24 protein-coding genes are annotated in these 24679 nt (G+C 68.7%); 8 read left to right on the plus strand and 16 right to left on the minus strand.

Annotation, left to right across the window (positions count from 1 at the left end; genetic code table 11):
* The first annotated feature begins 10 nt into the window (after positions 1-10).
* From C882_RS18035 to C882_RS18065, 7 genes are all read left to right on the plus strand, one after another.
* A complete protein-coding gene (locus tag C882_RS18035; RefSeq protein WP_009542102.1) occupies positions 11-1384 on the plus strand; it encodes a cbb3-type cytochrome c oxidase subunit I in 1374 nt (457 codons plus the stop codon).
* A gap of 26 nt (positions 1385-1410) precedes the next feature.
* A complete protein-coding gene (locus C882_RS18040) occupies positions 1411-2085 on the plus strand; it encodes a DUF4142 domain-containing protein (protein ID WP_009542103.1) in 675 nt (224 codons plus the stop codon).
* Positions 2086-2434: 349 nt separating this feature from the next.
* The gene (locus tag C882_RS18045; protein WP_009542104.1) at positions 2435-3259 is read left to right on the plus strand and encodes a CbbQ/NirQ/NorQ/GpvN family protein; all 825 of its coding nucleotides are present in this window, start codon (positions 2435-2437) and stop codon (positions 3257-3259) included.
* A gap of 86 nt (positions 3260-3345) precedes the next feature.
* Positions 3346-5289: a nitric oxide reductase activation protein NorD gene (locus C882_RS18050; RefSeq protein WP_009542105.1), complete on the plus strand. Its 1944-nt coding sequence runs from the start codon at positions 3346-3348 to the stop codon at positions 5287-5289.
* 89 nt (positions 5290-5378) lie between these two features.
* Positions 5379-5882: a cytochrome c oxidase subunit 3 family protein gene (locus C882_RS18055; protein ID WP_009542106.1), complete on the plus strand. Its 504-nt coding sequence runs from the start codon at positions 5379-5381 to the stop codon at positions 5880-5882.
* Between the two features lie 17 nt (positions 5883-5899).
* Complete coding sequence (locus tag C882_RS18060; RefSeq protein WP_009542107.1) at positions 5900-6208, plus strand: cytochrome C oxidase subunit IV family protein; 309 nt, start codon at positions 5900-5902, stop codon at positions 6206-6208.
* A gap of 98 nt (positions 6209-6306) precedes the next feature.
* Positions 6307-7992: a sensor domain-containing diguanylate cyclase gene (locus tag C882_RS18065; RefSeq protein ID WP_009542108.1), complete on the plus strand. Its 1686-nt coding sequence runs from the start codon at positions 6307-6309 to the stop codon at positions 7990-7992.
* A 75-nt stretch (positions 7993-8067) separates the two neighbouring features.
* On the opposite strand, the gene C882_RS18070 is transcribed toward C882_RS18065, so the two are convergent.
* From C882_RS18070 to C882_RS18140, 15 genes are all read right to left on the minus strand, one after another.
* Entirely contained in the window at positions 8068-9633 is a 1566-nt protein-coding gene (locus C882_RS18070) for a nitrite reductase (RefSeq protein WP_009542109.1), read from the minus strand.
* 1 nt (position 9634) lies between these two features.
* Entirely contained in the window at positions 9635-10882 is a 1248-nt protein-coding gene (gene nirJ / locus C882_RS18075) for a heme d1 biosynthesis radical SAM protein NirJ (RefSeq protein ID WP_009542110.1), read from the minus strand.
* A gap of 1 nt (position 10883) precedes the next feature.
* A complete protein-coding gene (ahbB, locus tag C882_RS18080; RefSeq protein WP_009542111.1) occupies positions 10884-11399 on the minus strand; it encodes a siroheme decarboxylase subunit beta in 516 nt (171 codons plus the stop codon).
* Positions 11396-11851, minus strand: coding sequence for an Lrp/AsnC family transcriptional regulator (locus C882_RS18085; RefSeq protein ID WP_009542112.1), 456 nt, complete (start codon positions 11849-11851; stop codon positions 11396-11398). Before C882_RS18085 ends, ahbB (C882_RS18080) begins: the two co-directional genes overlap by 4 nt.
* Positions 11848-12363 (minus strand): siroheme decarboxylase subunit beta, encoded by a 516-nt coding sequence (gene ahbB / locus C882_RS18090; RefSeq protein ID WP_009542113.1) that lies wholly within the window; start codon positions 12361-12363, stop codon positions 11848-11850. The genes C882_RS18085 and ahbB (C882_RS18090) overlap by 4 nt, the downstream gene beginning before the upstream one ends.
* Positions 12360-12815 carry an Lrp/AsnC family transcriptional regulator gene (locus tag C882_RS18095; protein WP_009542114.1) on the minus strand — a complete coding sequence of 152 codons (456 nt, stop codon included), beginning with the start codon at positions 12813-12815 and terminating at the stop codon, positions 12360-12362. Before C882_RS18095 ends, ahbB (C882_RS18090) begins: the two co-directional genes overlap by 4 nt.
* Before the next feature lie 64 nt (positions 12816-12879).
* Positions 12880-14079 (minus strand): cytochrome D1 domain-containing protein, encoded by a 1200-nt coding sequence (locus C882_RS18100; protein ID WP_009542115.1) that lies wholly within the window; start codon positions 14077-14079, stop codon positions 12880-12882.
* Between the two features lie 4 nt (positions 14080-14083).
* The gene (locus C882_RS18105; RefSeq protein WP_236262714.1) at positions 14084-14317 is read right to left on the minus strand and encodes a c-type cytochrome; all 234 of its coding nucleotides are present in this window, start codon (positions 14315-14317) and stop codon (positions 14084-14086) included.
* 94 nt (positions 14318-14411) lie between these two features.
* A complete protein-coding gene (gene cobA, locus C882_RS18110; RefSeq protein WP_009542117.1) occupies positions 14412-15215 on the minus strand; it encodes a uroporphyrinogen-III C-methyltransferase in 804 nt (267 codons plus the stop codon).
* Positions 15216-15339: 124 nt separating this feature from the next.
* Positions 15340-17085: a nitrite reductase gene (locus C882_RS18115; RefSeq protein ID WP_009542118.1), complete on the minus strand. Its 1746-nt coding sequence runs from the start codon at positions 17083-17085 to the stop codon at positions 15340-15342.
* Between the two features lie 104 nt (positions 17086-17189).
* Positions 17190-17897, minus strand: a complete 708-nt coding sequence (locus C882_RS18120; protein ID WP_009542119.1) for a Crp/Fnr family transcriptional regulator — start codon at positions 17895-17897, stop codon at positions 17190-17192.
* Complete coding sequence (locus C882_RS18125) at positions 17897-18610, minus strand: Crp/Fnr family transcriptional regulator (RefSeq protein WP_009542120.1); 714 nt, start codon at positions 18608-18610, stop codon at positions 17897-17899. The genes C882_RS18120 and C882_RS18125 overlap by 1 nt, the downstream gene beginning before the upstream one ends.
* A gap of 307 nt (positions 18611-18917) precedes the next feature.
* Positions 18918-20327, minus strand: a complete 1410-nt coding sequence (locus C882_RS18130; protein WP_009542121.1) for an amidase — start codon at positions 20325-20327, stop codon at positions 18918-18920.
* Entirely contained in the window at positions 20324-21172 is an 849-nt protein-coding gene (locus C882_RS18135; RefSeq protein ID WP_009542122.1) for a 3-hydroxyacyl-CoA dehydrogenase family protein, read from the minus strand. Before C882_RS18135 ends, C882_RS18130 begins: the two co-directional genes overlap by 4 nt.
* Before the next feature lie 18 nt (positions 21173-21190).
* Complete coding sequence (locus tag C882_RS18140) at positions 21191-22984, minus strand: acyl-CoA dehydrogenase (protein ID WP_043646310.1); 1794 nt, start codon at positions 22982-22984, stop codon at positions 21191-21193.
* 99 nt (positions 22985-23083) lie between these two features.
* On the opposite strand from C882_RS18140, the gene C882_RS18145 reads away from it, so the two are divergent.
* Positions 23084-23848, plus strand: coding sequence for an SDR family NAD(P)-dependent oxidoreductase (locus tag C882_RS18145; protein ID WP_009542124.1), 765 nt, complete (start codon positions 23084-23086; stop codon positions 23846-23848).
* Positions 23849-23874: 26 nt separating this feature from the next.
* Here the strand turns inward: C882_RS18145 and C882_RS18150 are convergent, their stop codons facing one another.
* A complete protein-coding gene (locus C882_RS18150) occupies positions 23875-24630 on the minus strand; it encodes a FadR/GntR family transcriptional regulator (protein WP_009542125.1) in 756 nt (251 codons plus the stop codon).
* Between the last annotated feature and the right edge of the window lie 49 nt (positions 24631-24679).

The following is a 24679-nucleotide window of genomic DNA, read 5'->3' on the forward strand; positions in this document are numbered from 1 at the left end:
GAGAGGGATCATGAAATACGCATCACAGAAGATCGCCTACTGGTACTTCGCCGCGGCCCTGCTGCTGTTCGTCGTGCAGGTCCTGGTGGGCGCCCTGGCCGGCACCGTCTACGTGCTCCCCAACTTCCTGGCGGAAATCACGCCGTTCAACATCCTGCGCATGATCCACACCAACGCCCTGATCGTGTGGCTGCTGCTGGGCTTCTTCGGCTGCGCCTACTACCTGATCCCGGAAGAGGCGGAGCGCGACATCATCAGTCCCAAGCTGGCCTACATCCAGCTCGGCATCCTGGTGTTCGGGGCGCTGGCCGCCGTGGTCGGCTACCTGTTCGGCATCCACCAGGGCCGCGAGTTCCTGGAACAGCCGACCTGGGTGAAGATGGGGATCGTCGTCGCCGCCCTGATCTTCCTCTACAACGTGTCCATGACCGTGCTGAAGGGCCGCAAGACCGCCGTCACCAACGTGCTGCTGCTTGGCCTGTGGGGTGTGGCGCTGTTCTTCCTGTTCGCCTTCTACAACCCCTCCAACCTGGCGCTGGACAAGATGTACTGGTGGTACGTCGTCCACATCTGGGTCGAGGGCGTGTGGGAACTGGTGATGGCCTCCATCCTCGCCTTCCTGGTCATCAAGCTGACCGGCGTCGACCGCGAGGTGGTGGAGAAGTGGCTGTACGCCATCGTCGGCCTGGCCCTGCTGTCCGGCCTGCTGGGCACCGGCCACCACTACTACTGGATCGGCACGCCGGGCTACTGGCAGTGGATCGGCTCCATCTTCTCCACCCTTGAGGTCGCGCCGTTCTTCGCCATGGTGCTGTTCGCCTTCATGATGGTGTGGAAGGGCCGCCGCGACCACCCGAACAAGGCCGCCCTGCTGTGGGCGCTGGGCACTCCGGTCATCGCCTTCTTCGGCGCCGGCGTGTGGGGCTTCATGCACACGCTCGCCCCCATCAACTACTACACCCACGGCACGCAGGTCACCGCCGCCCACGGGCACCTGGCCTTCTTCGGCGCCTACGTCATGCTGAACCTGGCCATGATCAGCTACGCCATGCCGCACTTGCGGAAAGTCGCGCCGTACAACCAGGTCCTGAACATGTGGACGTTCTGGATCATGACCTCGGCCATGTGCTTCATGACCTTCACCCTGACGTTCGCCGGCGTCGTGCAGACCCACCTGCAGCGCGTCATGGGCACCTACTACATGGAGGTCCAGGACCAGCTGGCGCTGTTCTACTGGATGCGTCTGGGCTCGGGCGTCTTCGTGGTGATCTCGGCGCTGATGTTCGTCTACGCCATCTTCGGCCCGGCCCGCGTGCAGGTGCCGCACCACATGCGGACCGCCACCGGCAAGCCCGCCGAAACCGCCACCACCCCGGCCGAATGATCTTCGGCGGCGAAAGGAGACGTCCCATGAAAAAGACCATCCTCACCGCCGCCCTGGGGCTGCTCGTCATCGGGCAGCCCGCCTGGGGCCAGGCGAACATCAAACCCGACACCGACCCCCGCATTCCGCAGGAAAGCACCGAGACCCTGCCCAGCGAGGACCGTGAGTTCCTGCGCACCGCAGTCGCCCTGAACAAGGTGGAGGACCGCCTGGGCGACCTGGCGGTGGAGCGGGCCGGCAACGCCGACCTGCAGGAACTGGCCGTCGACATCGCCTCGGAAATGATGCGCATCGACAGCCGCCTGCACCGGTTCGCCCGGGAAGCCGGCGTGGACGTGCAGGACCCCGACCTGACGGTGGACGACGCCGGCGGCTCCATCGGAGGCGCGGCGGCGGCCGTGACCTGGCCGGCCAACGTCGGCGGCGCCCAGACGAAGGCGGCGGTCGAGGACCTGTCGCAGCTTGAGGGCGAGGCCTTCGATGCCCGCTTCATCGAGGCGCAGCTGAACATCCACGACCGGCTGATCGACCTTTACCAGACGCAGGCGTCCAACAGCGCCGATCGCGAAATCGCCAGCTTCGCCATCAAGGCGCTGGTGACCATCCAGAGGAACGAGGCCGTCCTCAAGGCCCTGGCCCCGCGCTACGGCGTGGAGTTCGACGCCAACGGACAGCCTCCGCAGTACGGCCCGGCGGACTGACCCCGGACTGACGTCCGCCGTGCCCGAGACGCCGCCGATCCACCTCCCCGGGGATCGGCGGCGTTTTCTTTTTGTAGTTGAACCACCAAGACACCAAGACACCAAGGCTTTCCGGCTGCGCCGGAATGATGATGCGAGGGAGGCACGGGCTCCCTCGCGCTCCCTCGGTTACTGAAGGATCAAACCTGGGAAGCCAGGACCTCAAGAGCATGATGGCGCGCCTTCGCGCGCTGTCTTGGTGCCTTGGTGGTTTTCCTCACAAGCCCCGTTGACCAGGGTCAAGGCCCCCACCCGCCGCCAGGTCCATCCTCGGGCCATGATGACGGATACCAACGCCCCGAGGACTGCCATGCCCCACGACGTCGCCGCCCCCCGCGCGGGCGAGACCGCCGCCACGCCCGATGTGCCCTACTACCTGCCCACCGGCACGGAACGGGCGCTGTTCGAGACCGCGCACAAGAACCGCCTGCCGCTTCTGCTGAAAGGCCCGACCGGCTGCGGCAAGACGCGCTTCGTCGCCCACATGGCCGCCCGCCTGGGCCTGCCGCTGCACACCGTGTCCTGCCACGACGACCTGACCGCCGCCGACCTGACCGGCCGCTACCTGCTGAAGGGCGGCGAGACGGTATGGGTGGACGGCCCGCTGACCCGCGCGGTGCGCGAGGGCGGCATCTGCTACCTGGATGAAGTGGTGGAGGCCCGCAAGGACGTGACCGTCGTCCTCCACCCGCTCACCGACGACCGCCGCCTGCTGCCGCTGGAGCGGACCGGCGAGCTGCTGGAGGCGCCGGACAACTTCATGCTCGTGGTGTCGTACAACCCCGGCTACCAGAACGTGCTGAAAAGCCTCAAGCCCTCCACCCGCCAGCGCTTCCTGGCGCTGGACATGGGCTATCCGGCCCCCGAGCAGGAAACGCAGGTCGTCGTGTCGGAAACCGGCATCGAGACCGACCGCGCCCAGATGCTGGTGATGGTCGCCAACCGCATCCGCGGACTTCAGGGCGTCGACCTGGAGGAAGCCGTCTCCACGCGCCTGCTGGTGTACTGCGCCACCCTGCTGCAGGCCGGCCGGCCGCTGAACGAGGCCGTGCAGGCCGCCATCATCGAGCCGTTGAGCGATGAGGCGGACGTGAAACAGGGGCTGTTCGAGACCATCGACGCGCTGTTGGGGTGACACCAAAGCGGGGGCTTCCGCCCCCGGCCCCCGATTGGGAGGCGCAGCCTCCCAAACCCTCCAGTTTTTCAAAGTGGAAGGCCGACATGAGCCTCCTCGAGATTTTTGAACCGGAAGAATACGTTGGGCGCTTCTGGCACCGGCTGGTGGGCCAGGCGCAAACGTATCCCCGCCATCCCGATGGTGCCGTCAAGCTGGCCGACATACGACCCGTGCTGGGCGTCGTCTTCCGTGGCCTGGGCGGCGACCGCGCCGTGGAGCTGGCCGCCGCCGGACAGGAGGAAAGCGGCCACCGCCTCACGTTGCGCCAAAGGCTGGGCATGGCGGCGGAAAGCCTGCCCGCCGCCAGCCTGGGCGAGGCCGCCTTGCGCCTGCCCGAACGCCTCGACATCTTTCCAAGCGCCGAAGACAACCGCCGCCTCTACATCTGGCTGACGGCCTTCTTCGCCGCCGCGCCGGCCGTGCCCGCCGTCCAGGACACGGACCCTCTGCGCCGCGACCTCCGCGCCCTGCGCATCGCCCGCGCGGCCACCCATGCGGCGCTGGAGCAGTTTCCCGGCCTGCGCCGCCGCCACGCCGCCCTGGCCGAGGCTCTGCTCAGCATCCGCCCCAAGCGCCCCGCCGGCTCGCCCGAGGAAGCGCATGTGGAGGCCATCGTCCGCGCGCTGCTGGGTGACGACGCGCCACCGGCCAAGGCGTGGGAGATGTTCGACGCGGTGATCGGCGAGGACGCGGAGGCCGTCATGGCCTTCTCCGCCCCGCTGCGCTACGCGCCGTTCCTGCCGGTGCCGCTGTGGGGCGAGGTGCGCCCGCTGTCCACCGTGGCGCGGCCGGACGACGACGAGGAGGACAACGATCACGCCGCCAAGGAACCCCAGGACGAGCGCAAGAAGAAGGCCAGCCGCAAGTCCCTCGACCAGCCGGACCGCGACGACCCGCTCATCCTCAACCGCTTCGAGAAGATCCTGGCGCTGGCTGAGATGGTCAACGTCAACCGGGGCAAGGACGACGACGACGAGGAGAACGCCAAGAAGGCGGCCGAGGACCTGGACGAGATCGTCATCAGCCCCAACAAGAAGAAGACCGCCGCCCGCCTGCGCCTGGACCTGGACCTGCCGCCCGACGCGGCGACAGGAGAGGCCATCACGGGCAAGTTCACCTACCCGGAATGGGACTACCGCAAGGGCGTGATGCTGCCCAATCACTGCCGCGTGCTCACCGGCCCGGCGGCGACGGAAGGCGAGGACTGGGAGCCCGATGACACCGCCCGGCGCCTCATCCATCGGGTCCGCCGCCAGTTCGAGGCTCTGCGCCCCCGCATGGTCACCTTCCGCCGCCAGGCCGACGGCGACGACCTGGACCTGGAGGCCCTGGTGCGCTCGCGCGTGGACATGGTCGCCGACGGCACGCTGGATGATCGCGTCTACCAGAAGACACGGGCCGTGGCCCGCGACCTGTCGGTCGCCGTGCTGGTGGACGTGTCGCTGTCCACCGACGCCTGGATGGACGACCGCCGCGTGCTGGACGTGGAGAAGGAGGCGCTGTCCGTCTTCCTGTCGGGCATCAACGCCTGCGGGGACGAGAACGCCGTGTTCACCTTCACCAGCCGCAAGCGCGACAACGTGCGCGTCTCCACCGTCAAGGACTTCGACGAGCCCTTCGGCGACACCGTCCTGCGGCGCGTCGCCGCGCTCAAGCCCGGCTCCTACACCCGGATGGGGGCGGCCGTGCGGCATGTGGCGGCGCAGCTGGAGAAACGCCCGCACCGCCACCGCCTGCTGCTGGTGCTGACCGACGGCAAGCCCAACGACATGGACCACTACGAAGGCCGGTTCGGCATCGAGGACACCCGACGCGCGCTTGCCGACGCCCGCCGCAAGGGGCTGACGGTCTTCGGCGTCACCGTGGACCAGAAGGCGCAGGATTACTTTCCCGCGCTGTTCGGGCGCGGGCGCTACGCCATCGTCGGCCAGGTCGGGCGCCTGTCGCGCGCCCTGCCCCGCATCTACCATAACCTGTCGCAGCAATGAGCCGGCTTGAGGACATGCCAGGGACCCGGCCGCCCGAGGACGAGCCCGCCGATTGGGGACCCCTCTCGGACCTACCGGGCAACCCGTTCATGTGGATCCTGATCCTGTCGGAGCTGGCGGTGTTCGGCGCCTTCCTCATGGGTTTCGCCGGGGCCCGGCTGGCGGCGCCCGATCTGTTTGCCGAGGCCCAGGCCCAGTTGAGCCGGGTTTACGGCGGGCTCAACACGCTGGTGCTGGTCACCAGCGGATGGTTCGCCGCCCTCGCGGTGCGCAATCGCGCCGAGGGGGCGGTGCGCCGGGCGCGGATGTGGCTGGGGGCCGCGTCCGTGCTCGGCGCCGTGTTCCTGGCCGTGAAGGTACTGGAATACGGCGAGAAGATTTCCGCCGGCCTGGGGCTGGAAACCAACACGTTCTGGACGCTCTATTGGCTGATCACCGGCTTCCATGCCCTGCACGTGGTGGCGGGCATCGGGATTCTCGCGCTGGTGAGCTGGAAATCCAGCCTGGAGAACCTGGAGACGGGCACGGCCTTCTGGCACATGGTCGACCTGATCTGGGTGCTGATCTACCCCGTGCTCTACCTGATCCGCTGAGGCGGGAGGAGGACATCATGCAGACCGCCGCCCACGACTTCCCAAGCCGCCGCGCCCTGGCCCTGACCTGGGCGCTTCTCGCCGGCCTGACCGTCGGCAGCATGGCGACGGCCCTGGCGGACGGCGACGCGACCTCGACAGCCGCCCTGGCCGGCACGCAGGTGGCGCTGATCCTGGCGCTGACGGCCTTCAAGGCGCGTCAGATATTGCACGTCTACCTGAACCTGCGCACGTCCACCGGCGGGTGGCGCGTGCTGTTCACTGCCTTCGTCCTGGCGATCGTCGGCGTGGTGCTGGGCGGGCATCTGCTGATGGGTGTGGTGTAGCCTGCCGCGTCCCGCAACACGTCGCGCACCCTCTTGTGCCGCCGCCTGCCGATCCGCTACCTTTCTCATCCGAAGGGCGTAGGACTCAGGGAGATATCATGATCGGTCGGAACAACGGGCCCGGACGGCTGAGCCTGCGGACCCGTTTCGCCGCCGCAATCACCTTCCTGGTGGTCGGTGTGACTCTGCTTCTGGGGTGGATCGTCTCCGTCGAGGTCGGGCGACAGGTCCGTGGCGACATCGGCTACTCGCTGGCCGACGTGGCGCGGCAGATGGCCGACAAGCTGGACCGCAGCATGGCCGCCCGGGTGACCGAGGCGCAGCTGCTATCCAACATGCAGGTCCTGGCCCAGGCCGACGACCCCGACGCCATCCGCAGCCAGTTGGAAAACCTCCAGAAAAGCTATGACGTCGTGTCCTGGATCGGCTTCACGGACGCCCAGGGCACCGTCATGGCGGCCACAGGCGGCATCCTGGAGGGCGTCGACATCAGCCACCGCCCCGTCTTCATCGAGGGCCGCGAGGGCACCTGGGTCGGCGACGTGCACGAGGCGGTCATGCTGGCCAGCCTGCTGCCCAAGGAAGACGGCGAGCCCGTCAAGTTCGTGGATGTCGCCGTGCCCGTCCACGGCCCCGACGGCAGCCTGAGCGGTGTGCTGGCGGTGCACCTGAGCTGGGGCTGGGCCAAGATCATCAAGGACACCATCATCTCGCCGGCGGAAGTCCTGCGGGGCGTCGAAGTCTACGTGGTCGCCCGGGACGGCGTCGTGCTGCTGGGGCCGGACGGGACCATCGGGCAATCGCTGGCCACGCTGGACATGCCGCCGCCGGACGGCGTCCTTGATGCCAACTGGCACGTCCTGCAATGGCCCGACGGCGACGCCTATCTGACCGGCCGCGCGGCCTCCGACGGCGAGGGCGCCTTTCCGGGCCTGGGCTGGACGATCCTGGCCCGCCAGCCGGAAGCCGCCGCCTTTGCGCCGGTGCGGAGCCTGCAACTGGAGATCGCCGCCGTCGGTGCGGTGCTGGCGATCCTGTTCGCCGGCATCGGGTGGGGCGTGGCCGGCCGCCTGTCGGCGCCCCTGCTGCGCCTGGCCGCCGCCGCCGACCGCATCCGCCGCGACACGACGCACGAGTGCATCCCGTTGGAGACAGGCTCGCCGGAGCTGCTGAAGCTGTCGCGGTCTCTGCGCACCATGGTGGGGCGGCTGCTCGACCAGAGCGAGACGATCGGCCAGTTGACCGACGCCGTTCACACCGACCCGCTGACCGGCCTGAACAACCGGGCCTTCATGACCGAGCACATGGACCGCATCCTGGCCGACGCCGCCCGGGAGGACCGCGCGGTGGCGGTGCTGTTCCTCGATCTGGACGGATTCAAGCAGGTGAACGACACCCTGGGGCACGAGGCCGGCGACATTTTGCTGGTAGAGGTGGCCAACCGGCTGCGCGAGACCCTGCGCGGCGGCGACATCGCCGTGCGCCTGGGCGGGGACGAGTTCGTCCTGATCCTCAAGACCGACCCGGACAAGGTCGAATGGCTGGTGACGGCGGTGGGCAACCGGTTGATCCAGGCGGTGACGGAACCGGTCCGCCACCCCGAGTTCGGGACGGCCCGCGTCGGCTGCAGCATCGGCGCCGCCTTCTGGCCCACCCATGGCGCGACGACGACCGAGGTCATGGCGCAGGCCGACCAGGCGCTCTACGCCGCCAAGAACACCGGCAAGGGACGCATCGTCATTCACGACCCCGCCGCCGATGCCGAGCAGGCGGCCAGGGCCTGAGGCGGACTTCGCGAAGGCGGTGGTTCCGCACTTACCGGATCACCTGACCGCACACTCAACGCCACATGATCCCAATCAGTGGCTCGTCCCCTCCTCGTACCGGATCTTGTTCGCCACGTTGTACTTGCCGACCGGCCGGCGCATGGGGAGTTCCTTCACCAGCTCCAGCGTCGCCGCATCGTAGACCAGCAGGGCGCCGTCGTCCTCCATCACCGACAGCAGCACGTACCTGCCGTCGTCGGTGAATTCGGCGTGGGCGACGGTCTGGCCGGGCCTCGGGCGCAGGGTCTCCACGATCTCCAGGCTTTCCTTGTCGATGACGTGCACGGCGTCGCGGTTGGGGCCGAAGAAGACGTCGGCGAAGGCATGCGGGCTGTTGGCGTGGCTGCGCATGAAGAAGCCGGGGCCGAGGGTCTCCAGTTCCGTCACCACCTCCCACGTCTCCATGTCCAGCACCGTTATCTTGGCCTCCTTCAGGTTGGGGGAGGCCATGACGCGGCGGCCATGCCAGTCAAACGTAATGCCCGACCCCAGGTGCGGCATCCCCGACAGGGGAATGTCGGCGATCTTGCGCCCCACGATCAGGTTGACCACCTGTCCGTTGCGCCCGTTGCGGGCCGCGCCCATGAGGTTCTGGTAGTCCTGGCTGAAGAAGAAGTCGTCCAGGTAGTCGTCCAGCTTGATGCGGCGCGCCTGGAAGGCCTGATCCTTCACCCCCAGGGCCTCCACCATGCCGGGCTCATAGTTGTGGACCAAGCCGGGATAGTGCGGTTTCTTGGGCTTCACGTAAGGGATTTCCCAGACCTCCGGCAGGTCCTTCAAGGCGACGATGAAGCTGTCGCGCGGCGGCGCGGCATAGACGGCCGACACTCGGCTGGTCTCGCCGCGGTCGCCGACCACGGGAATCACGCGGTGCGGCGTCAGGTCGGCGGCGTCGAGGATCACCACGGTCCCCGGCAGCGTGTTCCCCACGGCCACCCATTTGCCGTCGCCCGAGACCGCGATGTTGCGCGTGTTGATGCCCGCCCGCACCTCCGCCACCATTTGCAGCGAGTACAGGTCGTACATGCTCACCCAGCCGTCGCGGCTGGCCATGTAGGCGAAGCGGCCGTCGGGGGAATACTTGATACCGCCGTGCAGGGCGAACCGGCTCTCGAAGCGGGCGAGACGCTCGAAGGTGTCGCCGTCCAGCACGCTGACATGATGGTCGCCACTTTCCACCACCGAGAACAGGTTCAGCGGATCGGCGTCGAACACCGGCGCCTCGGGCAGCGCGGCCAGGTCGGCGTGCCGGATGTGGCTGGCGGCGATTTCGGCCAACCCCCAGTCGGGCAGTGCTTCGGGCGGGGCGAAGATGTAGTCGGCCAGCGCCTGGGCATCCGCCTCTGAGAGCGTGTCCGAGAAGGCCGGCATCTGGCTGGCGGGGCGGCTGTGGAGGATGACATCCACGGCCTCGTCCCGCTTCAGGCGGCCCAGGTTCTGCGGCAGCAGCGCCGGGCCGATGGCGCCCAGGCGGTCCCCGCCGTGGCAGGCCGCGCAGTTCTCGGTGTAGAGCCGCGCCGCGTCGGGCTCGGCGGCCCGGGCGGCGACCGCCAGGGCCAGCACGGCGGCCGAGGCCGCCACCAGAAGACGAACGCCCATCTCAGCCTCCCACGGCCATGCGGCGACGGGTTTCTCCGAAGCCGGTCAGTGCGACACGCGGGGCGCCGCCGGTCACGCCGATCTCGTCGTCGTCCAGGTAGCAGCCGGGATCTTCCGCCCAGGCGTCGCCCGTCAGCTGCCAGGCGCGGGTGCGGGTGTTGCCGTTGCAGATGGCGCGGAAGGCGCAGTCCGCGCACCGCCCCTTCAACGGCCGGGGCGACGATTTCAGGCCGGCCATCAGCGGGTCCGACGTGTCCTCCCAGATCTCGGAGAACGGCCGCTCGCGCACGTTGCCAAGCGTATGGGTCCACCACATGGTGTCCGGGTGGACGTTGCCCAGGTTGTCGATGTTGGCGACGTTGACGCCCGAGGCGTTGCCGCCCCAGCGCTCCAGCATGGTCCGCAGCATGGGCACCTGATCGGGGAAGCGGCGCTCCGCCCATTTCAGCAGGTAGACGCCGTCGGCATCGTTGTTGCCGGTGACGTATTCGCGGGACCGGCCGGCGCGCACGTCGTCGACGCAGCGGTCGAACAGCAGGTCCATGGTGTCGCGGGTCAGCGCGTGATGGGCGTCGGAGCGGCGGTTGTGGTTGCCGCGCCCGGCGTAGTTCAGGTGCGTGACGTACAGCTTGTCGATGCCCTCAGCGTCCGCCAGGTCCAGAAGGCCCGGCAGGTCGGCGGCGGTATCCTGGGTCGGGCAGAAGCGCAGCCCCACCTTGATGCCGTGGTCACGGCACAGGCGCGCGCCGTTCAGGGCGGCGTCGAAGGCGCCCTGCTTGCGGCGGAAGCGGTCGTGGGTCTCGCGCAGGCCGTCCATGCTGATGCCGACGTAGTCGAAGCCCACCGTCTCCAGGTGATGCACGTTGTCCGCGTTGATGAGCGTGCCGTTGGTCGACAGGCCGACGTAGAAGCCCATCATCTTCGCCCGCGTCGCCACGCGCAGGATGTCCGGGCGCATGAGCGGCTCACCGCCCGAGAGGATCAGCACCGGGACGCCGAAGCCCTTCAGGTCGTCCATCACGCCGAACACCTCGTCGGTGGACAGCTCGCCCTTGAAATCGGTGTCGGCCGAGAGGCTGTAGCAGTGCTTGCAGGTCAGGTTGCAGCGGCGCACCAGATTCCAGATCACCACCGGGCCGCTCGGCATCCCCGATCCGGCGCCGGGCGCGACGGGGCGACGGGGGCGCGGCGGTTCCCGGTCCTCGGCGGCGGCGAGCACGGCGGTGATGTAGCGGGACAGTCGGAACATGTCAGCCTCCCTGACCGGCGGCGGGGGCACGCCCCAGGCGCAGGCCGGTCTTCTTGAGGATTTTCGTCGAATAGAGGATCTCGCCGGCGCGGCAGGCCTCGCCCAGAAGCGCGCGGATTTCGGCGGCCTGCGCTTCGGCTTCCGCACGGTCGTGGCCGTGCACCATGGCGAACAGGTTGTAGGGCCAGACCTCGGGGAACCGCGGCCGCAGGTAGCAATGGCTGACGAAGGGCAATGCGCCGACGGCCTCGCCCAGGGCCATGACACGGGCATCGTCCACGTCCCACACGGTCATGCCGTTGGCGCGGTAGCCCAGGCGGTAGTGGTTGGGAACGACGCCGATGCGGCGGATCACGCCCGCCGCCTGCATCCGGCTCATCCGAGCGCGCACGTCCTCCGCCGCAAGCCCCAGGTCGGCGGCAATGGCGCCATAGGGGTCGGGCACCAGCGGCAGGCCCGCCTGGGTCGCCTCGATCAGCGCGCGGTCGGTGGCGTCGAGAAGGCAGGGCGTGCTCATGCCGTCAACCTCAGGTCCAGGTGGAACTCATGCAGCTTGGGCATGGGCAGGACGGTCAGGCCCGTCAGCTCGGAAATCTCGGCGCAGACCTCGCGGCATCGGCGCGGACTGTCGGCGGCGACCACGAACCACATGTTCAGCGTGTGGTCGCGGGCGTAGTTGTGGGCGACCTCCGGCCAGGCGTTCACCTGCTCGGCCACCGCGTCGAAACGGTCGGCCGGGACGGTCATGGCGCAGAGCACGGCCTCTCCGCCCAAAGCTTCCGGCTTGAACAGAGGGCCGAAGCGGGTCAGCACGCCGCGCGCGCGAAGATCGGCGATGCGGTCGATGAGCTGTTGCTCCGTCAGCCCCAGCGGCGCGGCGGCCTCTGCGAAGGGGCGCTCGGAGACGGGAAACCCGCCCTGCAGCGCATTGATGACGGCGCGGTCGGTGGCGTCGAGGTGGTCGGTCATGCCTCCCCCCTCGCCCGGCCGTAGCGGCCGCCGGTCTGCTTGTAGCGGTGCGTGCTGAAGAGGATGTCGTGCGGCAGCCGGGCAAGGCCGAGGCGCGCCAGCATCTCGCGTACCTCCGCCGTCACCACGGCCCGGTCACGGCCGTGGACCATGGCGTAGAGGTTGTACGGCCATCGGCCGGGCGCGCGGACACGGCGATAGCACAGCGTCACCGCCTTCTCGCCGCCCAGCGTTCGGCCCACCTCCGCCACCCGCTCGTCGGGCACGTCCAGCACGACCATGGCGTTGGCGCGATAGCCGGCCTCGTGATGACGCACGATGGCGCCGAAGCGGCGGATGATGCCGGCCTCTGCCAGCGCGGACAGGCGGGAGAGCACCTCCGCCTCGCTCATGCCGACGCGGGCGCCGAGGTCCGCGTAGGGCCGGTGCGACAACGGCAGGCCGTCGCGCAGGGCGGCGACCAGGGCCATGTCGGCGTCGGGCAGCGGTGGAAATCGGTCGACGGCGGTCATCGCAGCGGGAACCCCAGATCCAGGTGGTAGGCCTCCACCATGGGAAGCCGCAACAGGGGCAGTCCGGTCTCCGCCTCCACCCGGTCCAGCACGGCGTCGCGGCCGGCGGTGTCGGGGGCGGTGACCACGAACCACAGGGTCCAGTGTGGATGGTCGCGCCGGTAGTTGTGATTGACTTCGGGAAAGGTCCCGACAAATTCCGCCGTCTTTTCCAGGGAATTTTCCGGCACCGCCAGAGCGGCCAGGCAGCTCGCCCCGACGGTGCCGGTGCGGTAGACCGCCCCGATCCGCGAGATCAGTTCATCATCCAGGGTCATCTCGCGGAACGCGGTGATCACCGCATCCTCTGCGACGCCCAGCCGGTCGGCGAGCGTCTTGTACGGGCGCGGGGTCAGCGGGAAGTCGCGCTGCGCGACCTCCAGCAGGCGGGCCTTGAGGTCGCTGGTGTCCATGATCGCCCCTTTTTTTTGCGCAAATGCGTCGTCGCGGGCCGCGCGGCCCGCTCGGGATTTGCGACTACAGCCCGATCCGATGCGCGCGGCTGGTGAAGAAGATGCCCGACGGCTTCTCCGCCGGCAGCACGGCCAGACGCTCGCGGGTGGCGGTGTCGTAGACGTGGACCTCGTCCTTGTCGCGCACGCTCAGCCACACGCGGTCGCCGCGCGGGGTGAACTCCATGTGCAGCACGCCCGGCCCCGGCTCCAGGGTGTCGACCACCTCCAGCGCCTGGGTGTCGATCACCTGGACGAACTCGTTGTCCGGCAGGGCGAAGTTGACCCACACATGCCGACCGCCCGGCCGCGCCATGACGAACACCGGCTGGCCGTGGACGGGAATTTCCGCCACCTGCTCCCACGTGTCCATGTCCACCACCAGCACGGAATGGCGGCCGATGGCGGGCAGCCAGGCATAGCCGCCGGCAACGGCCCAGCCTTCCAGGTGGGGCATCTTGTAGACCGGCAGGGCTTCCTCGCCCCGTCCGTAGCCCTCCAGCACCTGGCGCACCCCCTTGTCCGGGTTCCACAGGTCCAACATGGCGATGCCGTCCTCGCCGAACAGGCCGGCCAGATACCAGCGGCCGTCCTCGCTCACCAGCGCGTCATAGGGCTGGCGGCCGATGGCGGGATACTTGGTGATCTCGGGCGCCGTGCGGTCCTTGGAGAAATCGGCGATCCAGATTTCGTCGGTGTCATAAAGGCTGAAGACGAAGCGGTTGCCGGGCGCGTCCTCCAGCCCTACGACCTTGGATCGCTTACCCTCGCCGATGTCGGTGGCGGGGATGTCGGCGACCAGGTCCAGCGTCTCGGCGTCGAACACCTTCACGCCGCCGGGCTCGTAGTTCGCGACCGCCACCAGCGATCCGTCCTCGGAGATGGCGCCGCCGATGGAGTTGCCGGACTGCACCACCCGCGCATCAATGGTGCCCGTCAGCACGTCCACCTTGGTCAGTCCCCCGTCGCGGCCGAAGACGTAGGCATAGCGCTCGCTCGGCCCGAACACGACGGAGGCGTGCGACAGGTCGCCCAGGCCTTCGACGGTCGCGAGCCGCGCGCTCTCGAGGCGGTCGACCACGGCCACCTGGCCGGTGGCGCGTTCGATGACGACGCCCAAGTCGCCGGTTCCCCGCAGGCCTTCGCCGAAGCCGTCCGCGGCGGCGGCACCCGTCGCCAGCGCCACGGCGGCGACGGTGCCCAGCACAAAGCTACGTATACGCATGATATCAGTCTCCGTTTCGGAGCATCCGGACGATGGCGTCCACCTCGGCCTCGGTCAGCAGGGCCGACCACGGCGGCATGGGCGTGCCGGGCACGCCGTGCAGGATGGTGAGAGCCAGGTCCTCGTCGGAGCGGTCGGCGATCGCCTCGGGCGTCAGCGGGCTGCCAAGGCCGCCCTTTCGGGTCAGGCCGTGGCACGAGCCGCAGTCCTGCGTGAGAAACGCGCGCAATTCGGCCATGCGCTCCGGTGAAACATCGGCGTCGGATTGGGACGAAGACGCCGCAGCGGGCACCGCAATCGCCAGCACCACCAATGCCGCGGCCAGGGCCGCCTTACGCATGAGCCAGGGCGACGGCCGGCGGGGCGGCGTCAGGGGCGGCGGCCTCGGCCTCGGCGACCAGTTCCGGCGCGTCGGCCAGGGCGGCAACGCGGCCGATGATCAGCAGCGTCGGCGGCCGGAAGCGGGCCAGCGCCAGGCTTACGGCGGCCTCGCCCAGCGTCGTCAGCAGGCGGCGTTCGCGCGGGGTGGTGCCGTTCTGCACCGCCAGCACCGGCGTGTCGGATGGCAGGCCGTGGCCGATGAGGTGGGCGCTCAGGCGCGGCAGCGTGGCGAGGCCCATGTAGACCACCAGCGTGGTATCGGGGTCGGCGAGGCTTTTCCAGTTGAGGTCCAGCGGCGCATCGCCCTTGGCGTGGCCGGTGACGAAGCGCACGCCCGTCGCCAGTCCGCGGTGGGTCAGCGGCACGCCGGCGATGGCCCCGCAGGCGGCGGCGGAGGTGATGCCGGGCGTGACCCGGACCTCGACGCCGTGGCGCGCCAGGAACTCTGCTTCTTCGCCGCCGCGGCCGAAGACGAATGGATCGCCGCCCTTCAGCCGCACGACGGTGCCGTGGCGCCGCGCCAGTTCCAGCAGGATGGTGTTGATGCGGTCCTGCGAGCAGTGGTGACAGCCGCTCTCCTTGCCGACGAAGACCTGCTCCGCCCCGGCCGGAACCATCTCCATCACCGCGTCGGACACCAGCCGGTCATAGGCGACGGCGTCGGCGGTCTCGATCAGGCGGGCGGCCTTCAGCGTCAGCAGGTCCGGATCGCCCGGGCCGGCGCCCACCAGATGGACTGTCCCCAGCTTGCGCATGATTCTTCTCCCCGGTTGGCCGGGCATCGGGTGGCGAGCACTCGGCGCGGCCCTTGAATGGCTTGAAAGGAGCCCGTTGGAGGCGGCCGGAATAACCCCGGTCCGGCCGCCTCGCGGGTTGGGCTTAATACACGTCGTTCTGCGTGTTGTAGGTGTTGAACTTGCCGGTCGGCGTGATCAGGCGCGGGTCCTTGATGACCTTCTTCAGAGTGCGCGTCTTGTCGTCGACGACCACGATGGCCGACTTCTGTTCCTTGCCGTTCCAGACGGAGAACCAAACTTCGTCACCGGCCTTGTTGTACTCGGGCTGCACGACCCGCTTGGGACCTTCGCCCACATCGGCCCATTCGGCGATGGGCAGCACCTCGAACCCGGCGTCCAGGTTGTTGATGTCGAACACGGCGACGGACTGGTACATCTCCTCCATGGAGTTCAGCGGCGTGTCGACCCACAGGTTGGAGCTTTCGGGGTGGGTCTTGATGAACAGCGAGCCGCCGCCCTGGCCGTCGATGACGTCCACAACCTTGAAGGCTTTGTCCGGATGACCTTCCGGATCGGTGCCGATCATGGCGATGGTCGGATCGCCCAGGTGGCTGGTGGCCCACACCGGCCCGAACTCGGGATGCACGAAGTTGGCACCGCGGCCCGGGTGCGGCTTGATGCCGGTTTCGACGATGTTGACCAGCTTGCGCTCCTTGGTGTCGATGATCGCCACCTTGTCGCGGGCGTTGGCCGCCACCAGGAAGTAGCGCCCGGAACTGTCGAGGCCGCCGTCGTGCAGGAAGCGCTCGGCGTCGATCTCGGTGGTCTTCAGGGCGTCGAGGTTGGTGTAGTCGACCAGCAGGACCTTGCCGGTTTCCTTCACGTTGACGATGAATTCAGGGTTGTAGTGCGACGAGAGGATCGACGCGACGCGCGGTTCCGGGTGGAAGGTCTGCTCGTCGTAGAGCATGCCGCGGGTGGAGACGATCTTCTTGGGCTCCAGCGTCTGGCCGTCCATGATGACGTACTGCGGCGGCCAGTAGGCGCCGGCGATGGCCAGCTTGTCTTCCCAGCCCTTCATCTTGGACGTTTCGACCGAGCGGGCCTCCATGCCGATCTTCAGCGTGGCGACCTTGGTGGGCTCTTCCGGCCACAGGTCGATCATGTCAATCCGCGCGTCGCGGCCGATGACGAAAACGTAACGGCCCGACGCCGACATGCGCGAGATGTGCACGGCATAGCCGGTGGGGATGATCTTCTCGATCTCGTGCGTGTTGCCGTTGATCAAGGCGATCTCGCCGGCGTCACGCAGCGTGACGGAGAACAGGTTGTCCAGCGGCAGGTCGTTCTTCGGCTCGGTCACCCGGTTCTCGGGCTCGACGAAGACCTCCCAGGTCTCCTTCATCTTGTCCATGCCCCACTCCGGCGGCGCCGGCGGCTCGTGGAGCAGGTAGTTGGCCATGAGGTCCACTTCTTCCTGCGTCAGCTCGCCCGACGTGCCCCAGTTGGGCATGCCGGCAGGGCTGCCGTAGGTGATGAAGGCCTGCAGGTGCTCGAAGCCCAGTTCGTGGGTGCGCTCGGTTTCCAGGTTCGGCCCCGTGGCGCCCTTGCGCAGCACGCCATGGCAGCCGGCGCAGCGTTCGAAAAAGATCTTCTTGCCCGTGGCGAACTCTTCCGGGCTCAGCTCGGTCACCTCAAGCTGAGGCTGCTCGGGCTCGGTCGGGATGTTCTCCATCTGGGGTTCGTACTGCTGCGTCGTGCCGCCTTCCTTGGCGCGGTCGGGCACGTGCTCCTGCTTTTCGGCGGCCCAGGCGCCCGACGACAGCGCCATCAGCGCCACCGCCGCCACCGAACCGCTGAGGATACGGGTCATTGTTGGGTACGACATGGATGCCCCCTCCTAGGGATGCGGTCATTGACGGTCCCGACAATGATCCCCATCCGGAGGGGCGGCCTTGACCCTGGTCAAAAAAGCAGACAACACCGGTAGGGCTATGCCGTACCACCAAAGGTCGCGCAGAAGCCGCGCAGCAGGCTTTCGTCCTTCACCAGCACGTCGTCGCCCTCGCACACCACGCCCGCCTCATCCAGGCGGCGCAGGGCGCGGGACAGGCTTTCCGGCTCGATCCCGATGCGGCTGGCGATCAGCTGCTTGCGCACCGGCAGCTTACCGTGGCCGGGCCAGGTGTTGGACTCGATCAGGCTGAGCAGGTACGAGGCCAGACGCTCTGCCGGGCTGTGGGCCTTCAGGCGGCGGATTTCGTGCATCAGGAACACCTGACGGGCCAAAAGGCTGTCGAGCATGCGGAAGCCCAAGGCCTGGTTGCCGCGCAGCACCTTCAGAAAGGCGCTTCCGTCGAAGCGCGCCAGCACGGCGCCCGCCTGCACCTCGGCGTTTACGGGGAACCGCCCGGCGCCGAACAGGGCGGCTTCCGCGAAGCTCTCGCCCGGGCCGACGATGGTCACCAGGCTCTGGTCGCCGTCCTCGTTCAGCGCGAACAGGTGGACGTGGCCGTCGGCCACCGCATAGAAGGCATCGGCGGGATCGCCGGCGGAAAACAGCAGCGCGGCGTGGTCGTACCGGCGCATGGAGCCCGTGGCGGCGACGGCCGCAAGCTCCGACTCGTCCAGCCGGGCGAACAGGGGCGCCTCGCGCAGGGCCGTCAGGTCCGTCGGGCTCAGGGGTCGGATGTCGGGCATCAGGCGCTCTCCTCCTCGTCCTCGGGCCAGAACCCGGCGTACTCGGCCAGCGCCTCCATGTCGTCGACGCAAATCAGGTCGCGCCCGCAGGAAGACACGCCCACAGGCCCCAGCTTCGCCAGCGACCGCGACAGGGTTTCCGGCGTCATGCCCAGCTTTTCAGCCACCACCCGCTTGCTGTAGGGCAGCGGGATGCGGGCCGCGCCCTCCTCCTCGGGCGCAAGCTGCACCAGGAACATGGCCAGCCGCTCGGCGGTGGATTTCATCTTGAGTTCCGTCACCTGCGACAAAAGCCCGCGCAGCCCGCCCGACAGCGACCCCATGAGCGACAGCACGACGTCGTAATTGCGCGCCAGCGCCGCGTTCAGGGCGTCGCCGGGCACCACCAGCGCCGTCACCGAGTCCAGCGCCACCGCCGACACCGGATATTCGCCGACGCCGGTGGCCGAGGCTTCACCGATCACCGCGCCGGGGCCGACTATGTCGATGGCCTGTTCGTCCTTGCGCGAGCGGCCGGGAATGAAGGTCTTCACATAGCCTTCGCGCACCACGAACAGCGCATCCGCCCGCGCGCCCTGGGCGCACAACGCGTCACCCGTCTCCAGGTGCCGGACCTCCGCCATCCGCGCCAGGGTCTCGCGCTCGGCCGGCGGCAGGCGGATGAACAGGCGGCTTTGGGCGAGAAGCTCGGCGCTGGCGGCGGTGTTGGGCATGATGGTCTCCGGGCGTGGAACAAGACGAAGGTGCCACCTTCGGCACGCAAGGCCAAGGGTCGAGACGGATACGCCAGTCCTCTCGGCCTATCCGCGCAAGGGCGGAGCATGAAAAAAACGCGCCGGAAAGCGGAGCGGACTTATCCGGAATCAAGGCGCCGGGGCCGGGCCGGCGGCAGAGTGTCCCTGTCATCGGATGAAGCACGACCTCTCCGACCGATGGCTTCCCCACACACCGCCATGCGCGGATGCCTTCGCGGTCCGACCCTTCCCCGGGTTCGGGCCGCTTCTTTTTTCGGGCCCAGTATCAGGCGCCCCGCGGTGCCTCGGGAAACGCCGGCGGACAAGCGGCCTCGTAAGCGGCGCAGAGTTGCAGCACCGTGGCGTCGTCGAACCGGGCGCCCACCACGTGCAGCCCCACCGGCATCCCGTCGTCTCCGAAGCCGCAGGGGACCGAGGCCGCGGGCTGCTGCGTCAGGTTGAAGGGGTAGGTGAAGGGCGTCCAGTCCTGCCACTGCGTCATGGTGCTGTCCGGCGGCACGTTGGCGCCCAGCGGAAAGGCCGTCAGCGGCATGGTCGGCGTCACCAGCAGGTCCCAGTCGCGATGGAAGGCGGCCATGCGCTCGGCCAGGGCGGCGCGGGCCTCCATGGCGGCCAGATATTCCACGGCGGAGATTTCCGCACCCATCTCCGCGATCTCCTGCAAGCCGGGGTCGACCTGCGCCCGCTTGTCCGGCGACAGTTTGCCCAGCGCCCGGGCGGCGCCGGCGAACCACAGGGTATTGAAGGCCTCCACCGGATCATCGAAGCCGGGGTCCACCTCCTCCACATCCGCGCCCAGATCGCGCAGCACCGCCACGGCGGCGTCCACGGCGCGCGCGACGTCGGAATGTACGTGCACGTATCCGAGCGTCCGGCTGTAGGCGACGCGCAGGCCCTGGATGCCGCGCGAAAGGCCCTGCGTCCAGTCGTGCTCGAAGGGAGCGCCGGCAAGGCTGTCGCGGTCGTCGGGGCGGCCCACGATGGTGAGCATCCGCGCCACGTCCTCCACGGTCCGCGCCATGGGCCCGAGGTGCGAGAGCGTTCCCATGGCGCTCGCCGGCCACTGGGGCACGAAGCCGAAGGTGGGCTTGATGCCGGCCGTGCCCGTGAATGCGCAGGGAATGCGAATGGACCCGCCGGCGTCGGACCCCTGGTGCAGCACACCCATATTGAGCGCCGCCGCGGCCGCCGCTCCGCCGCTGGAGCCGCCGGGCGTGCGCGCGGTGTCCCACGGGTTGCGCGTGTGGCCGGTCAGCGGGCAGTCGGTCACGCCCTTCCAGCCGAATTCGGGCGTGGTGGTCTTGCCCAGCAGCACCGCGCCGGCCTCCCGCAGCCGCGCGGCGTAGGGCGAGTCGTCCTCCCACGGGCCGGCGGGATCGACGGTGCGGGAGCCCTTCAGGGTCGGCATCCCGCGCGCCAGCGCCATGTCCTTGATGGTGGCCGGCACGCCATCCAGCGCACCCACCGGGCCGCCGCCCATCCAGCGGGCCTCCGACTCCCGCGCCGCCGCCAGCGCGCCCTTTTCGTCCACATGGCAGAAGGCGTTGACGGCAGGATCGAACCGCTCGATCCGCTCCAGCGCCGCCTTGGTTGCCTCCACCGGAGACGCCTCGCGCCGGCGGTAGAGGCGCAAAAGCTGCCCGGCGGTCAGGGTGCCGAGGTCGGTGCCGCTCATGCCCGCCACCCCTTGCCGGCGCGGCGGCCATCGTGGCCGGCGGCGACCTTCTGGCGCAGCAGCGGGCGCGGCATAAAGCGGGGGCCGTAGGCGTCCTTGAGAATATCCTGCACGTCCTCGCACAGGCTGTTGCTGACCAGGTCCATCAGCTCGAACGGGCCGACGGGATGGCCGAGGCCCAGCTTGCAGGCGGTGTCCACTTCCTCGGGCGTGCAGACCTCTTCCTCCACCAGCCGCACGGCCTCGATCATGAAGGCGTGGAGGACGCGGTTGACGGCAAAGCCCGCCACGTCCTTCACGCGGATGGGCGTCTTGCCGGCCTCGCGGCACAGGTCCATCACCGTCTCCACCGTTTCCGGCGCCGTCTCGAAGGCGGGAATGACCTCCACCAGCTTCATGCGGTGGACCGGCGAGAAGAAATGCGTACCCAGGAACCGCGACCGGCGCCCCTCCCCCACCGCGCTCGCCAGGGTGGAGATGGGGATGGTCGAGGTGTTGGAGGCAAACAGGCAGGCGTCCGGGGCGATCCCGTCCAGCGCCGAGAAGGTGTCCTTCTTCACGGCCTCGTCCTCGAACACGGCCTCGACGATGAACCTGCGGTCGTCGTAGGACCCCAAGCCCTCGACAACACGCAAATTGTCGAGCGTCGTGCGATGCTGGGCCTCCGAGAACACGCCGCGCGCCACCGCCTTCGCCAGCGTCGAGTCCAGGCGCTCCATGACCGCGTCGCGGACCTCCGCCTTGGCGTCGGTAAGGATGGTGGGGTGGCCGGCCATGGCGAAGGTCAGGGCAATCTCGGCACCCATCATGCCGGCACCAACGACGCCCACGGGAATACGGTCCATCTTTCTCTGCTCCCCTGTTCAGAAGTGATCTTCGGCCATGGCGAACCAGGTGTCGTCCACGGCGGCCAAGCGGTCGAGTTGCGGGCCGGTCTTGGGCAGCTCCCACCGGAAGAAGTACCGGCACGCCGCCAGCTTGCCGGCATAGAAGGCGCGGTCGGCCTCGTGCGGGTCGGCGGCCAGAGCATCACATGCCACCACCGCCTGTTTCAGCCACAGCCAGGCGACGACCACATGCCCCAGCATCTCAAGGTACACCGAGGCATTGCCGAGGACCGTCTCGGTCATGTTGGCGCGCAGCGCGGCGGTCGTCAGCCGCGCGCGTTCCACGGTGTCCGCCAGGGCATCGGAGAACTCCACCAGCCCCGGATGGGCGCGGGCGGCGTCGGCGGTTTCCACCATCAGCGCGCAGAGCCGCTCGAACGCCGCGCCGTCGTCCATGCGCACCTTGCGGCCCAGCAGGTCGAGCGCCTGGATGCCGTGGGTGCCCTCGTGGATGGGGTTCAGGCGGTTGTCGCGATAAATCTGCTCCACCGGGTATTCGCGGGTGTAGCCGTATCCGCCGTGCACCTGGATCGCCAGGCTGTTGGCCTCCAGCCCCCACTGGCTGGGCCAGCTTTTGGCGACGGGCGTGAGCAGTTCCAGCAGCTGGTGCGCGCCCGAGCGGGCCTCTTCCGTCTCGCCGGTGCGCCACTCGTCCACCAGCCGGGCGGCGAACAGCGTCAGGGCCAGCGCACCCTCGGCATAGGCTTTCTGCGCCACGAGCATCCGGCGGACGTCCGGGTGCTTGATGATGGGCACCGGCGGCGCGGTCGGGTCCTTGGCCGCCGCCGGTCTGCCCTGCACCCGCTCCCGCGCATAGGCCAAGCTGTGGAGGTAGCCCGTGCAGGCCAGCGCCGCCGCCCCGTTGCCGACGATGACGCGGGCCTCGTTCATCATCTGGAACATGTAGGACAGGCCCTTATGCGGCTCCCCGATCAGCCAGCCGACCGCACCCTCGCGCTCGCCGAAGTTCAGCATGGTCGAGGTGGTGCCGCGATAGCCCATCTTGTGGATCAGGCCGGCCAGCGACACGTCGTTGCGCTCGCCCAAGGACCCGTCATCGTTCACCAGTACCTTGGGCACCAGGAACAGGCTGATGCCCTTCACCCCCGGCGGCGCGTCCTTGATGCGCGCCAGCACCAGATGGACGATGTTGGAGGTAATCGCCTGCTCTCCGCCGGAAATATAAATTTTATTGCCGGTGATGCGGTAGCTGCCGTCGGCTTGCGGCGCGGCGGTGGTGCGGATGTCGGACAGCGAGCTGCCGGCCTGGGGCTCGGTCAGGCACATGGTGCCGAAGAACTCGCCCGACAGCATGCGCGGCAGAAACCGCTCCTTCTGCTCGCCGCTGCCGAAGGTCTCCAGCATGTTGGCCGCCGACTGGGTCAGGAAGGCATAGGCCATGGTGGAGATGTTGGCGGCGCTGAACACGGCGTTGATGGCCATGTTGACCGTGAACGGCATCTGAATCCCGCCCCACCGTTCATCCCCCAGCGCCGCCATGAACCCGGCCTCGGAGAACCGGCGCAAGGACTCGCCGGTCTCCGGGATTTGCGTCACGCGGCCGTTCTCGAAGCGGGGTTCGTTTTCGTCGGCCTTGCGGTTGTTGGGGGCAAAATCGGTTTCCGCCATTGCCTCGGCGGTATCGAGCATGGCGGCGATGGTGTCGCGTCCGTGGTCTTCGTGGCGCACGCGGGAGGATAAGGCGTCCACGTCCAAAAGCTCGTAAAGCAGAAAATCCAGGTCACGCCGGTTCATTATTCTGCTTTCCATGAATTTCAGCCTCCCGTGACTTTTTTACAGTTGATTTACATTTCAACAAGGCCGTATCGTTTCGGGACAACAACCAACCAGCCGGAGGAGGCGTCCCGCATGTTCGACATTCGCGACAAGGTGTTCCTGATCACGGGCTCCAGCCGGGGCATCGGCCGCGCCATCGCCGAGCGGGCGGCGGAGGCCGGGGCGCGCGTCGTGATCTCCAGCCGAAAGCAGGATGCCTGCGATGCGGTGGCCGAAGGCATCCGCGCCAACGGCGGCCAGGCCATCTCCCAGGCCGCCAACGTGGGGCGGAAGGAGGACCTTCAGGCGCTGGTGGACCGCACGGTGGCCGAATGGGGCGGCGTCGACGCGCTGGTGTGCAACGCCGCCGTCAACCCGCACTACGGCCCGCTTGAGACCATACAGGACGGCGCCTGGGACAAGATCATGAACGCCAACGTGCGGTCGAACCTGTGGCTCGCGAACATGGTGATGCCCGGCATGGCGGAGCGCGGCGGCGGGTCGGTCATCATCCTGTCCAGCGTCGCGGGCTTGCGGGGGTGCGAGGGCATCGGCGCCTACGGCATCTCCAAGGCCGCCGATATCGGGCTGACCAAGACGCTCGCCGTGCAGTGGGGACCGCGCAACCTGCGCGTCAACGCCATCTGCCCCGGCGTCATCAAGACCGATTTCGCCCAGGCGCTGTGGGACAACCCCGAGATCGCCGAGCCCAGCATCCGCGCCACCGCGCTCAAGCGCCTGGGAGAGCCCGACGACATCGCGGGCGTGGCGCTGTTCCTGGCCTCTCCGGCCGCGCGATACGTCACCGGCGCCTCCATCGTGGCGGACGGCGGGATGACAGTGACCATTCCCATGTGAGAATGCCGGCTGCATGGGCGCCCCGCTCAGACGGCCAGAAGGGACAGGCGGTCGACGGCGGCGTCCATGTCCAGCCCCCGCACCGCATAGCCGCGCTTAAAGTCGACGATGTGGCGCGTCATCCAGTCCCGCGCGGTTTTCTCATCCCGCGCGCGCAGGGCGTCGAGCAGGATTTCATGGGCCTTGATGAGGCGGCCTTGCGCGATGCGCCCGGTCTCGGACTTCGTGAACAGCACGCGGATGGCGGGGTAGAACAGCAGCGACATGGGCTCCCGGCACAGCAGCAGGGCCTTGTTGCCGGCGGCCTCGGCGACGAGGGCGTGGAACTCCACGTCCAGCGGCACCACCGGGTCCCCGGCCGCCACGGCCTGCCGTGTGGCCTCCACGTTCTCTTCCAGGCGGGTGAGCGCGGCGTCGGAGATGCGCGCGGCGGCCAGGGCGGCGGCGGCGGGCTCCAGCGCCATGGCGACCTCCCACAGCTCGCGGAACGTCACCCGCTGCATGACCATGGCGCGAGAGACGCGCGGGGCCAGTTCCCGCGTGTGCGGCAAGGAGACATGCAGCCGCCGCCCGGCCTCCCGCCGCACGAGCCCCGATTGCTCCAGCAGGCGGATGCCTTCCCGCACCGTGGAGCGGTTGACGCCGAACTGGCGCGCCATCGCGGTTTCGGTGGGCAGGCGGTCGCCCGCATTCAGGCGGCCCTCGACGATTTCCGTCTCTATGGCCTGGAAAACCAGCTGGTAGGCGGGCGGCACGTCCAGCCGCTCGAACGTCTGCGTCATCCCGTGTCCTCCCGGCTGTCGGCGCCTTGCGCGGGTCTCTTGCCCGTTT

It is taken from the genome of Caenispirillum salinarum AK4 (genome assembly GCF_000315795.1).
GTDB classification, from domain to species: domain Bacteria; phylum Pseudomonadota; class Alphaproteobacteria; order Rhodospirillales; family Rhodospirillaceae; genus Caenispirillum; species Caenispirillum salinarum.